This window comes from Desulfomarina profundi (genome assembly GCF_019703855.1).
GTDB classification, from domain to species: Bacteria; Desulfobacterota; Desulfobulbia; order Desulfobulbales; family Desulfocapsaceae; genus Desulfomarina; species Desulfomarina profundi.
The window spans coordinates 3,992,664-4,005,575 of sequence record NZ_AP024086.1; the positions used below are offsets into that span (position 1 = coordinate 3,992,664).

At 47.3% G+C, this 12,912-nt stretch carries 11 protein-coding genes and 1 riboswitch; of the genes, 5 read left to right on the top strand and 6 right to left on the bottom strand.

Annotated elements, in window-relative coordinates; translation table 11 throughout:
* Positions 1-16: 16 nt before the first annotated feature.
* Positions 17-307: a hypothetical protein gene (locus tag LO777_RS18400; RefSeq protein ID WP_228855284.1), complete on the top strand. Its 291-nt coding sequence runs from the start codon at positions 17-19 to the stop codon at positions 305-307.
* Positions 308-356: 49 nt separating this feature from the next.
* Entirely contained in the window at positions 357-1,529 is a 1,173-nt protein-coding gene (locus LO777_RS18405) for a 4Fe-4S dicluster domain-containing protein (RefSeq protein ID WP_228855285.1), read from the top strand.
* 510 nt (positions 1,530-2,039) lie between these two features.
* On the opposite strand, the gene hslO is transcribed toward LO777_RS18405, so the two are convergent.
* Positions 2,040-2,921 carry an Hsp33 family molecular chaperone HslO gene (gene hslO / locus LO777_RS18410; protein WP_228855286.1) on the bottom strand — a complete coding sequence of 294 codons (882 nt, stop codon included), beginning with the start codon at positions 2,919-2,921 and terminating at the stop codon, positions 2,040-2,042.
* A 283-nt stretch (positions 2,922-3,204) separates the two neighbouring features.
* Here hslO and LO777_RS18415 point away from each other — a divergent pair, with 283 nt between their 5' ends.
* On the top strand, positions 3,205-3,768 hold the full coding sequence (locus LO777_RS18415; protein ID WP_228855287.1) for a chalcone isomerase family protein: 564 nt from the start codon (positions 3,205-3,207) through the stop codon (positions 3,766-3,768).
* A gap of 63 nt (positions 3,769-3,831) precedes the next feature.
* Here the strand turns inward: LO777_RS18415 and LO777_RS18420 are convergent, their stop codons facing one another.
* From LO777_RS18420 to LO777_RS18440, 5 genes are all read right to left on the bottom strand, one after another.
* Positions 3,832-4,182, bottom strand: coding sequence for a cupin domain-containing protein (locus LO777_RS18420; RefSeq protein ID WP_228855288.1), 351 nt, complete (start codon positions 4,180-4,182; stop codon positions 3,832-3,834).
* Between the two features lie 18 nt (positions 4,183-4,200).
* The gene (locus tag LO777_RS18425; protein WP_228855289.1) at positions 4,201-5,130 is read right to left on the bottom strand and encodes a DMT family transporter; all 930 of its coding nucleotides are present in this window, start codon (positions 5,128-5,130) and stop codon (positions 4,201-4,203) included.
* A 22-nt stretch (positions 5,131-5,152) separates the two neighbouring features.
* Positions 5,153-6,778, bottom strand: coding sequence for a bifunctional metallophosphatase/5'-nucleotidase (locus tag LO777_RS18430; RefSeq protein WP_228855290.1), 1,626 nt, complete (start codon positions 6,776-6,778; stop codon positions 5,153-5,155).
* A gap of 69 nt (positions 6,779-6,847) precedes the next feature.
* Positions 6,848-7,453, bottom strand: a complete 606-nt coding sequence (locus LO777_RS18435; RefSeq protein WP_228855291.1) for an anaerobic ribonucleoside-triphosphate reductase activating protein — start codon at positions 7,451-7,453, stop codon at positions 6,848-6,850.
* 4 nt (positions 7,454-7,457) lie between these two features.
* Positions 7,458-9,581: a ribonucleoside triphosphate reductase gene (locus LO777_RS18440; RefSeq protein WP_228855292.1), complete on the bottom strand. Its 2,124-nt coding sequence runs from the start codon at positions 9,579-9,581 to the stop codon at positions 7,458-7,460.
* A gap of 30 nt (positions 9,582-9,611) precedes the next feature.
* A riboswitch (cobalamin riboswitch) is annotated at positions 9,612-9,826 on the bottom strand.
* A 512-nt stretch (positions 9,827-10,338) separates the two neighbouring features.
* On the opposite strand from LO777_RS18440, the gene LO777_RS18445 reads away from it, so the two are divergent.
* The gene (locus LO777_RS18445) at positions 10,339-11,322 is read left to right on the top strand and encodes a dihydroorotate dehydrogenase-like protein (RefSeq protein WP_228855293.1); all 984 of its coding nucleotides are present in this window, start codon (positions 10,339-10,341) and stop codon (positions 11,320-11,322) included.
* Positions 11,323-11,534: 212 nt separating this feature from the next.
* The gene (gene rsxC / locus LO777_RS18450) at positions 11,535-12,848 is read left to right on the top strand and encodes an electron transport complex subunit RsxC (RefSeq protein WP_228855294.1); all 1,314 of its coding nucleotides are present in this window, start codon (positions 11,535-11,537) and stop codon (positions 12,846-12,848) included.
* Positions 12,849-12,912: the final 64 nt, after the last annotated feature.

Sequence of the window (12,912 nt, forward strand, 5' to 3'; positions counted from 1 at the left end):
CTGTCCAGGTGAACCGATGAGTGACAAAAAGAATAAAAAAATGGAGGCAATGGTCATCAAGATGCTGCGCCAGGAGCGGGCAGACTCAATTGCTCGGGCCAGGGCGGCCATCAAGGAGCAGAACTCGGTGATCAAGGCCATCAAAGAAGTTTTGAAGGCTGGGCCGAAAACCATTCCCGAAATTGCCGGGGCTGTTGCCATGGAAACCGAACCGGTACTCCAGTACGTATCGACGTTGAAGAGATACGGCATTGTCGGTGAAGGGCCCAAGGATGGGGACTATTTCAAGTACGAACTGCTCAGCTGAGCATCTGTCCCGCATGAGAGAAACAACACAATAATAATCGGAGAGAATCATGGCCATCTCAGTTGATCCCGGTCTTCTGGTCCAGTTGAAAAAATACGGTGTGCAGGATGCGACGACCTGCTTTAACTGCGGCAACTGTACCGCAGTCTGTTCCCTGTCAACGGAAAACACACCGTTTCCCCGTAAGGTAATCCGCTACCTCCAGATAGGGGCAGAGGAGAAACTACTTCACGCGCCGGAACCGTGGCTTTGCTACTACTGCGGCGACTGCTCCGAGACCTGCCCCAGGGACGCCAATCCCGGTGAGGTCATGATGGGGCTGCGCCGTTACCTGACTGCCCGCTACGACTGGACAGGCATTTCGCGCCTGTTCTACACCTCCAAAGTGTTTGAGATCTTTGCCATCCTCTTTGTAGGTGCGCTGGTGGGGTTGGGCTTTTTCTTTTTTCACGGTCCCGTGGTTACCGACAGGGTTGCACTCAATGAGTTTGCCTCCAGTCATGTTATTGAGATTCTTGACTTGATCATGCTGGTCATCCTGTCGGGATTCCTGCTTTCCAATGCAAGGAGAATGGCAAAGGCGGTGCTTGGCGATCCTGCCCAGTATGAGAAAACGGCTGATGGGGAAGAAGGTGCTACTGCTCCTCAGCAGGAGGTCAAAAAATGGAACGGTATTCCGGTCAGCCTCTATATCAATGAGCTCAAGACCCTGCTGGTCAACTTTGTGACCCAGAAAAAGTTCAAAGACTGCAACAGCAAGACCCAGAGCATGCAGTGGTTGGTCCACCTGCTGATCATGACCGGTTACTCCACCATCTTCGTGCTGGTTGTCGTCTTCCTCCGCTGGTTCCAGCGGGATGAGATCCTGCCCTTCTGGAGCCCGGTCAGATTGCTTGGCTATTACGGTACCTTCGCCATCCTGTACGGTACAACTTATGCCATCATCGGCCGCCTGAAAAAGGTCAGAACCGTGTACAAGTATTCACATTCCTCGGACTGGGCCTTTCTGATCCTGCTCTGGCTGACTACCTTTACCGGGATTCTTATTCACTTCACCCGGTTGCTTGGTATGCCTTTGTCCACCTATTACATCTATGTGATCCATATGATGATCGCGGTGCCCATGCTGGTTCTTGAAGTGCCGTTTGCCAAATGGGCTCATTTGCTGTATCGACCGCTGGCACTCTATCTGATGCGGGTTAAGGAACGGGCTTTGACATAAGGATGCTTTGAGAAATGAGAATTTTTGTTCGAGAATCGGGCGAAAAGGTAATTTTTTGGCAGTAATATAGGTGAGTGACTTGAATACACACGGAAAACCAAGGAGGAAAATCCGTGTGTATTCAAAACTACAGCATAAGCTGATTGCTCTTGCAATAAAGAAACCTTAGGTGAACATTGTGTAAATTTTTATGGGTCACTGAACATTGTCTAATTATTTGTGTTTTATAGTTATTCTCAAAATTGACACAATGTTCATGAGAAATGTGGGTTAATCTGGATTTCTCATCAGTTCAGGCGGCGTCAGGTTCAAAGTTTTCGGAGTCTTCGCTTACCTGGCAGTGAATTATAGTGATCTATATTTACTGCCGAAATACTGCAGAAGATGGCGTTGCCTGGACTGACCTCTGGTGAACATTGTGTAAATTTTTCTGGGTCACTGATAATTGTCTCATTGTTTGTGTTCTATAATTATTCTCAAGATTGACACAATGTTCATGAGAAATGCGGGTTAATGTGCCTGAGACAATACAAGGAGTGTCTCAAGTTTTTTCCTGTCAAACCGGTAACTGTCCCGGCAGAATTCACAGCGTACTTCAGTTCCCCCTTCCTGTTTTAAAAGTTGATTAAGATCCTCCCGGCCAAGGGAAAGGAGTGCCTTTTCCATTTTTTCAAGGGAGCAGCTACAGGAAAATCTGAGGGGAGTTGCAGCTGTTATTTTATGGGGAATGTCAGCAAAGAGCATTGCAAGAATATCTCCCGGGCTTTTACCAGTTTTCAATAAATCTGCCAGGGATGAAAGTTTTTTTATTCTTTTTTCAATAAGCAGCAGATTCTGTTCGTTGGCAGGAGGGAGAGACTGGACCAGCAGGCCAGCCGCCTTTACAACTGTACCCTTCCTGCTCAACTTGATGGAAAGTGCAATTGCGGAGGGAGTCTGCTCTGAAACGGTGAGGTAATAGGCAAGGTCTTCCCCGATTTCGCTGGTATAGAGCTGGATTGTTCCAGGATATTTCCTGTTGTCGCCAATATTCTTGGTGACGGTTAGAAACCCGGCTCTGCCAATTCCTGCCGCCACGTCTATGACATTGTTTTTCAATGGCAGATCTGCGTGGGGATTGGCAATATAACCCCTGGCCCAACCCTCGGCACCAGCTTCTGTTATAATTTTTCCCAGTGGACCGTTACCCTCGAATTTCAGCTGAACGGACTGGTTGTTTTTCAGGAGAGCGGCAAGAAGAACAGCACCGGTCAGGCTCCTGCCGAGTGCTGTCGCCGCCAGGGGTCCCACATCATGTTTTCTGCATGCTTCGTTGACCAGTTCAGTTGCATCGCAGCAGATCCCAAAAAAATCTCCAGATTGAGTAATGATTCTTTCCAGTATATCGCCCATATTGTTTCCATATTGTGAATTTATTGAGCAGAAGACGCATAGTACCTGAATCCGGGATTTCAGAAAATAAAAAATTATTTTACAATATTTTTCAGGAAACTTCGCCACTGAAGGTTGTTTTGCTCCAGCCGGACCTCCTCCTTGTTATTGAGGAGTCATTGAGTATAGCCATGTCGGGCAGGATACGAACAAAAGTTAACGTTTACGTATTCGTAATAACAATGTATTGTGTTTTCAGGTATGAGGTAATGAGTCAAATCCGCATTTTCCAGGGAGGAGAACCATGCGAGCATTAATTATCGGTTGTGTATTGTTGATGGCCTTACCAGTCTGCGCCAGGGAGATTGAAGGGGTCAACGTGGCGGAAACTCTGCAGGGGGCAGGAGGGAAAACTTTGCAACTCAATGGTGCAGGAGTTCGAACAAAGTTTTTCTTTAATATTTATATTGCTGAACTCTATATGGAACATCCGTCAGCTGTTGCCCGGGAGGTTCTGGCAGCTGATGGTGAAAAAAGAATGGTCATGCATTTTCTTTACAGTGAAGTCGGAAAGGAAAAACTTGTCGACGGCTGGAACGAGGGATTTGAAGCAAACTGCACGAAAACGGAATTGGAGAATCTGCGGGTAAGGATCAACCAGTTTAATTCTTTTTTTACTGATGTGAAAAAAAATGACATCATTGTTCTGGACTTCGTGCCGGGACAGGGTACAGCTGTAACTATTGCCGGGAAGGACAAGGGACGAATAAAGGGCAGAGATTTCAATGATGCTCTGTTGAAAATCTGGCTTGGTAAAGAGCCGGTTACTTCAAGCTTGAAGGAGAAGCTGCTCGATTATAGAAAATAGAATTCATCTGTGCCGGAGATCCGTTATATTTTCCGGCACAGCATTGCCAGTGATAATGAGGATTTAAATTTCATCTACTCCGGATGGAATAAGGCAGACAAAAACAAAATCCTCCCCGCCCCCGTTCATGAACTGGTGTTCTTCTCCGCCGGGAATAAATACCACGGTACCACTCTGGATATCGCGCCATTCACCCTTCTGGAAGACTTTTCCCTTTCCCGAGTGGACGAATATTTCATGTTCCCAGTCGTGGGAGTGCCTCGGCGTGAAACCACCAGGTTCCAGGGTAAACACACGCATGCAGAAGTTGTCGGCACAATCTTCTTTGCCGATCACCACACGCCCTGTAACGCCCTTCACCGTTTCGTTGTCAAATTTATGGACAGGACTGTCCTTGTAGTCTGCAATTTTCATTGTTCTCACCTGTTATCTTCATCTTTCCGGGTTTTCCCGGTCTGGCAATAATAAGCTTTTCCGGGAGGATTGCAAGGGTGCGGTCTCTTCTGGGCGATGTACACCCATGTAGATTGCAGAAAGAGTGATAATGATTCCCAACCAGTTGAGGAAGTCGGTCGGCCTGGAAAAGAAGATGACATCCCATAAAAAGGAAAGAGTCGGCTGCAGGAGAAGGATGAAACCGGTGAGAGAAGCACGGATCAGGGAAATGGCGTTTGTGATCAGGATCCAGCCGATAACCTGGCTGAAGAGGGCAAGCATCAGCAGGAAAAAAAGATTTCTGCTGTCGGGAATAATAAAGGTTTTTCCCTGAAGGTTCATTTCCAGCCCCATGCAGAGGGTACTGAAGAATGAAATCAGCATCAAAGTGAAGAAAAATGAAGTTCTGTTGTTATCCTGCTGGATTTTTCGCAGGCTTATCAGGAAGGCCACATAGCAGAGTGCTGTCAGAAGACCGAAAAAAATTCCAATTTTATAATTGGCGCTTAACTGATTCCAGTTGACTCCGACCACAAGAAACAGACCAAGAAAGGCGGTCGGAATGGAGAGGAGAAAGTGAAGCCTGATTTTTTCCTTTAAAAATACAATCCCGTAGATTGCCAGAAGAAACACCTGGAAATTACTGATGATTGTGGCCAGTCCCGGACCGATATAGAGAATGGATTGATGCCAGAAAAGAAGGTCAAGCCCGAAAACAAGGCCACAGAAAAAAATCAGGCGGAGTTTTGGTTCGGAAATTTTGTGTATCTCCCTTCTCCAGAAGGTAACAGGAAAGAGAATAAGAAAACCGAAAAAAACACGGTACAGTCCGGATGTTGCTGGCGGAACCTCCGCAAGTTTTACCCAGACGGCAGAAAAACTGATAAGAAACGCACCCAGCAGAACGTGAATCACAGGCCTGTTCACTGAGTAAAACCGTATGGTATTTTTAAGAATCATGGTGCAGGTTAAACTGACTCTTTGACCGCAGAATAGTGATTCTTCCATCAGGTTTTGCCGGGCTGACGGTCTGTTCCCGGAGAAACCTGTCTATCATGATTGACCCCATGGTTGAGTAGGTATTGCGGATATCATGACCATACTGTCTGAACTGACCATAACCGTCTCCACCATGAAGTGCGAGAAAATCGTTGGTTGCCAGGAGGTAGTCGCGTTCGGGGTCCAGGGGATGAAGGGAACCATCTGGGTCAACTGTTTTTATACTTTTGATTCTTGAGGAATCTGCGTTTGCGGGGGATGCCGGTGAGATAGACAGACGTATGCCGGAGACCTGGAGAAACCCACCGGTTCCGAGTTTTCCTGCAGAAGTTTCAAGGATCTGCAGAAGATGTTTTCCCTTGATTGTCAAAAGAATAATATCATTTTCAAATTCGTCAATTTCGGCAATCATTGTATCTGTCACCGGTCCGGCAGGATAGCTGGTGTTTCCCCGGAAAGCGCCACTGTTAAAGAGGACGATATCGGCGTTGAAGCGGGTTCGGATGGTGTCAGTTACAAGGTCGGCAACAGGGGATTCCCCGGTGCGCAGAGCTGTTTTTGTCAGATCCCAGTTTTTGAGCGTGTTTCCGATGATTGCCGCTTTGGGAAGTTGATCCCTGTAATGCTTTAATGTGTCTGCAACCCGTTTTTCCGGCGCAATTGATGCTGAAACCGGAAGAAGAGTATATTTGGCAGAGTCAGGGATAATATGGCCGGAACTGTCCAGGTTCACGTCAAGCCTGACCAGGGCCATACCTTTTTCTCCCCCGTTGACAATCAGGGTGTCACCTGTTTGTTCCACGGTAGCAGTGTAGTCGTGGGAATGTCCTCCGAAAATAATATCAATTCCGGTTGTTTCCCCGGCCAGCTTATGATCTTCCCGGTTACCGGTATGGGTTACGGCTATGATAATCCGGGCTCCCTTTTTCCGCAGCAGACTGACCATTTTCCGAGCTGTATTCTTCCTGTCGATGCTGAGTTTTATTTTACCAGTTGACGTTATAACAGGAAAATTTCTGGTCATCAGGGAAAAGAATCCTATACGGATTCCCTGGTAGTTTCGTATCAGGTATGGACTACAGCTTTTTTCCATGACGGTCCCCTCAACCTGCAGATCCGAGCAGAGTGCGATCATGGATACGGATTCAAGTGCTTCCGCCAGTACACCAGGGCCTCCGTCAAAGTCGTGATTCCCAAGACCAAGGATATCATACCCTGCCATTTCCATCAGTGTGAAAATTGCTTTTCCCTTGAACTGGTGAAAATATCTACCCATCAGATCATCTCCGGATGAAAGGACAATGACCGGGTTTTGGGTTTCCTGGCGGATCTGTTTAATCAGTGTTGCGATTCGGCTGATTCCTCCGGTAACAGCTGTTTTTCGGGAAGCCATGCCAGGGACAAATTCCCGGACCGGGTCAAGACGGCCCTGCAGGTCACCTGTTCCTATAATCGTCAGCTGTTTTGCAGCTGAACGGGGAGATGCCGACAGGTCAGCAATACTGACTGAAAAGAAGAGGCCCGTAAAGAACAGGCTGCAGGAGAAAACAAGTGAATAGAATGTTGTTTTTTTCATGTCAATAGAATGAGTTGATCTGTTAAAAGTTCTCCCATGCCTGGATTCAGCCCGCATGAGAAAGGCGGGTTAGAGTCCGCTGACAAGAGCATTTTCTTTTCTGAACTGTTGTACAGTGTACAAGGTATTGGCAGGAAGAGAAGAACGGATATTTTTCAGATCGTCTCTGGAGAGTAGAGAAGGGACAAATGTTGTCCTGAAATGGTGAGGTACATTACCTGCCGATATGATTTTGATTGAATGTCTTATTGCCGAATAGTCTATTTCGGTCCCGCACAGGGTTGCATATTTTCCCGGGGGAGCCTTGATGTCCATGGCTATATAGTCCAGGAGATTGTTTTGAATCAGTTTTGCAATGATTTCAGGTCTGGAACCGTTTGTATCAAGTTTTACGGCGTAGTTCATTGATTTGATACGTTCAATGAACTTCTCAAGATTATTCTGCAGGGTCGGTTCTCCTCCGCTGAGAACTACTCCGCCGAGTCTGCCCCTTTTTTTCTCCAGGAAATTCATAATATCAGCGACCGGAACCGGTGGAGATTCCGGTCGCATGGGCAGAAGAGAACCGTTATGGCAGAATGGACAGCGGAAATTACAACCCTGGAAGAAAATGATAGCCGCCGGTTTTTCCGGAAAGTCACTGAGGGTAAATCGCTGGAGAGCACCGATGATCATGGTTTCAGGCAATTTTGTAATGGTTTCTCTTTTTAAATTCTGCCCGCTTGCCTTCGTTCCATTGCTGGACAGGACGCAGGTAGCCAACGACCCTGGAATATACTTCCGTTCTTGCGCCACACTGCTCACATTCTTCCTGTTCTCCAAGTAAATAGCCATGTTCGGGGCAAATGGAAAAAGACGGTGTTACAGTAAAATAGGGAAGTCGATAATTTTCACAGACTGTTTTGACAAAGGCTTTGACCGCATTTGGATCGGGGGTCGCTTCCCCGAGAAAGACGTGTTGAACTGTTCCGCCAGTATACTTTTGCTGCAGTGTGTCCTGCAGGTCGAGTATTTCAAAGATATCCTCGCTGTAGTTGACAGGAAGTTGAGTGGAATTAGTGTAGATCGGAACTGTGGCTTCGGCCCCGTTAAAGAGACTGTTGGTCATTTTCGGGAATCTTTTGGCATCCAGTTTTGCCAGTCTGAAACCGGTTCCCTCCGCCGGCGTGGCCTCAAGATTATACAGGTTGCCCGTTTCTTCCTGGAATTTCTGGAGCCTGTCCCGCATGAAATCAAGAATTTCCATACCGAACATCCGACCGGTTTCTTCTCCGATGCTAACACCAAGCAGGTTGAGGCAGGCCTCGTTGGCACCGATAATTCCGATAGTGGAAAAATGGTTCTCCCAGTATTTCCTGAATCGTTTTTCCACATCCCTCAGATAGTACCTGGTATAAGGATAGAGGCCTTTGGCGGTATAACGTTCCAGAACTTTTCGTTTGAGTTCAAGGCTCGTGCGGGCGATGTTCATTTTCCGGGCAAGTTCCGAAAAAAAAGAATCCTTATCACGGCAACTGCAGCCAAGGGCAGCCAGGTTAATGGTGACCACACCGATGGAACCGGTCAGGGGGTTGGCGCCGAACAGTCCGCCGCCTCTTTTTTTCAGCTGCCTGGTGTCAAGGCGAAGCCGGCAGCACATTGAGCGGGCATCGTCAGCCGAGAGATCAGAGTTGATAAAATTGGCAAAATAGGGAATGCCGTAGCGGGCGGTTACTTCCCAGAGTCGATCAAGGCTTGTGTTCTCCCAGTCAAAATCGTCAACAATGTTATACGTGGGAATGGGAAAGGTGAAAACCCGTGATTTTGCGTCCCCCTCAGCCATGATTTCCAGAAAGGCCTTGTTGATCATACTCATTTCTTTCCGGTATTCGCCATAGGTGTTTTTCCTGTATTCTCCTCCGATGATAACCTGCTGATCCCGGAGGGTCGAGGGCGGTTGCAGATCCATGGTAAGATTGGTAAACGGCGTCTGGAAACCGACCCGTGTCGGTACATTGAGATTAAAGATAAACTCCTGGATGGCCTGCCTGACCTCTCTGTCGGAGAGATTATCTTCCCTGACAAATGGAGCTAGCAAGGTGTCAAAGGAGGAAAATGCCTGGGCACCGGCTGCTTCACCCTGCAGGGTATAGAAAAAATTAACAATCTGGCCCAGCGCACTGCGAAAATGTCTGGCAGGTGCCGATTCGGCCTTGCCGGGTACGCCACGAAAACCGCAACGAAGCAGGTCCTGCAGATCCCAGCCCACACAGTAGACGGAGAGCAGTCCCAGGTCGTGAATATGGATATCCCCTTCTTCATGGGCTTTTTTTACTTCCGGAGGATAGATTCGATTAAGCCAGTAGGTTTTGCTGGTCTCATTGGCAATATAATTATTGAGGCCCTGGAGAGAGTAGGCCATGTTCGAATTTTCTTCAACCTGCCAGTCGAGGCGGTCAAGGTAATTGTCTATGAGCTGTATATCCGCCTGTTCCACCATTTCCCTGAGGCGGGCCTGCCGGTCGCGGTAGAGGATATAGGCTTTCGCTGTTTTCTTATAAGGTGAGGAAATAAGAACTTCCTCCACCAGATCCTGGATTTCCTCAACTTCGGGAATCTGGTGAGAGAAAAAATTATGGGCGAGATTGAGAACGCGGATAGTCATTCGTTTTGCTTCAATTTCGTCAAATTCACCGGTTGCCTTACCGGCTTTGGCAATGGCTGTGGTAATTTTTTGTGTTTCGAAAGGTACAAGCTGGTTATTACGTTTTTTGATAGCTGTAAAGACCGCAGAGCGGGATTTCGCATGGATTGCTAGAGACATGAATTACTCCTTTCCTCGAAGGTTGTAATGGTTGTGTAAGATATTTCGGCAGGTTTTCGGACTTATGAACAAATGCACGGCAGCTGAGTTGCCGTGCCGGCCTACTGACCATCGCTTCCCGGGGTATTCCCAGTGCCTGATGATGGTGGTCGTTTTCAATTACCGCTGCGGGACAGTCCTGGATTCTCACCTGGTTCCCTCTTTTAACACCTGACTGCAGGTGTACCGAAACACGTTATGTCAATATATAGGGGGTTTTTCTTTTGTCAATACAAAATATAGTGGTGTTTGGAAAGGCCTGCCGATATATTGGAAGGTAAGAATCGATGGGAAGAAGAGATTCGAATGGCTTTTCTCTGAACCGGGAGGAAAACCGGACTGGACAAAACTGTTAAGTAAAAGGTAAAGTAGTTTTGAAAAGGTGGAAGGGGGTATATGTTCATAAAAAAAGATTCATAAACATGAATTTGCACAAATAGTTGATTTTCTATTTTGTGTCTGAAATGTGTGAAGGAAATCGACGCATTAAACCCGGCAGGAGGACGGTGTGCCCGTTGTTTGCTATAAACATGAGTAGGTTATTCCTTTTTTTAGAAAAAAAGTTCTTGATTGTAGGGATAAATTCAGCTATTCATTTTTGGTCAATCGTCTTGTTGGCAGGTCTAGTTTGTTTAGTGAGCGCACAAAGTGCACAACACGAACATTTTTATATTTGAGCTATTATCTTAATCATTCATAGGAGAGTGGATCAGACGATATGAAGAATCTTTCAACAAAGTATCTTGGACTGGAATTGAAGAATCCAGTTATAGTCGGTAGTTGTGGATTGACTCGTTCTGTCGACAAGATAAAAGAGCTGGCGGACAATGGTGCTGCTGCTGTTGTTCTGAAATCTCTCTTCGAGGAGCAGATACAGGCGGAATTTTCCAGTAATCTCGACAGCTATAACACTGATTACCCGGGGGCTGCCGATTATGTCAGGGAATATACCCGCTCCAGTGAAATCCAGGAATATCTCGATCTGATTCATGATGCGAAAAAGGCGGTTGATATTCCCGTTATAGGATCGGTTCACTGTATTTCCGGAGATGAATGGGTAGCCTTTGCGGGGCAAATGGAAGAAGCGGGGGCTGATGCTCTGGAGTTGAATATTTCATTGCTGCCCAGTGACCTGAGACTGACCAGTGAGGCAAGTGAAAAGCGGTTCTTTGAAATTATTGACAGGGTGGGAGAGAAAGTTGCCCTGCCGACCGCACTGAAAATCAGCCATTTTTCAGCATCTCTTGCCAATTTTATTGCTAAGTTGAGCTGGCATGACAAGGTTTCAGGCCTGGTGCTTTTTAACCGGTTTTATAGGCCGGATATTGACATTGATCAGATTTCGCTGAAATCTTCAAACGTATTGAGCAGTCCGGATGAAATCAGTACTTCCCTGCGCTGGATAGCGCTTATGTCGGGAAGAATAGAAAAAGACCTTGCTGCTTCCACGGGGGTTCATGATCATGAGGGGTTGGTTAAACAGCTTCTTGCCGGAGCGGCAGCAGTTCAGATTGTTTCGACACTGTATAACAACGGAGCCGGTCAGATCAGTAAAATGCTGGAAGGACTTGAAAACTGGATGGAGGAAAAATCCTTTAATTCCCTGGACGATTTCAGGGGCAGACTCAGTTATAAAGAGGTGGATGACCCGGCGGTATTTGAACGGATTCAGTTCATGAAATATTATGCAGGATTGACTTAATCCGTATTTCTCATGAACAGTGTGCTAGTTTTGCCATGATTTTGTAAATTCACAAAGTCAGCCAGGCTGGTGCTGCCGTCAGAGGCAGAGTCGGCCGAAACGAAGCATGAAATTCATTCAGCCGCAACAAGCAATGAAAATCCCGACTGCGACAAAAAGATTATTTGCTGTGGGGTTTTCGAATAACCAGAGAAAAATCAAATACAGAACCTATGCTGACATTTTCGAAAGGCGGTACACATCCGCAGGAATTCAAAGAACAGACTTCGGGACTGGCCATTGAGGAGATGCCGATACCGGACGAACTTGAGATCGTTCTGGGTCAACATATCGGTGCACCCTGTACACCAACAGTGGCCAGGCGGGAGGATGTAGAAGAGGCCGGTCTGATTGGAGAGGTAAAAAAGGGACTGGGTGTTCCACTGCATTCTCCGGTGACCGGCAAGGTGAAGGCCATCGGCATGTCAGCACACCCCATGCGCGTGAGTGTGCCTTCAATTACTGTTTCTGTGAATCATGAAGCGGAACCAAAAAAATATGAACTGCAGGATTACCAGGGGCTCAGTGGAAAAGAACTGCTGAAAAAAGTACATGACGCGGGGATTATAGGAGTTGGAGGGGCAGGATTCCCAACCCATGTGAAATTGAGTCCTCCGCCGAATTCTCCTGTTGATGTCCTTTTACTCAACGGGGCGGAGTGCGAGCCATATATCACATCCGACCATCGCCAGATGCTGGAACATGCTGAAGGTGTAGTTGAAGGTGCGAAGATTATTCTGAAGATTCTGGGTATTACTGAATGTCATATCGGAATTGAGGCAAATAAACCCGATGCTATTCAGGTTATGAACGAGGCAGCAGAGGCGGCCTCCTCAGGGGATTGCTCCATCAGGGTGAGGACGCTTCAGGTCAAGTATCCCCAGGGATCGGAGAAGCAGTTGATCGAGGCCATTACCGGCAGAAAGGTGCCCTCAATGGCCCTGCCTTCGGCAGTTGGTGTGGTTGTTCAGAATGTCTCCACGGCCAAGGCCATTTATGATGCCGTCGCATACGGGAAACCGCTCTATGAAAAGGTTGTGACCATTGCCGGAAAAGGCATTCACAGGCAGGCAAATCTCCTTGTCAAAGTTGGTACGAAAATCAAGGATATTGTTGATTACCTCGGCGGACTGGAACCCGGACTGACAAAGATTATCATGGGAGGACCCATGATGGGTTTTGCTGTATCAAGTCTTGATATTCCCATAACGAAAACGAGTTCCGCTATTCTGTTTCTGAGAGAAGATGAGATTGATACCAGACCTCACTCCCAGTGTATCAGGTGCGGCTGGTGTCTTGATGCCTGTCCCATGGGACTCGAACCGAAGGAAATCGGCATTTATGTGGAGGCTAACCGGGCAGAGGATACGGAGCCGTTTGGTGTCTTTGACTGTTTTGAATGTGGCTCCTGTGCCTATGTCTGTCCCGCGAAGCGGCCATTGGTGCAGTTTATCCGCCTGGCAAAGATGAAGGCGAAGAGAACGTAGGCAGGGGAGAAAAACAGAGAGTTTCTGCCCGGGAGAACCGGATGGGCAAGCCACACGGTTCGGT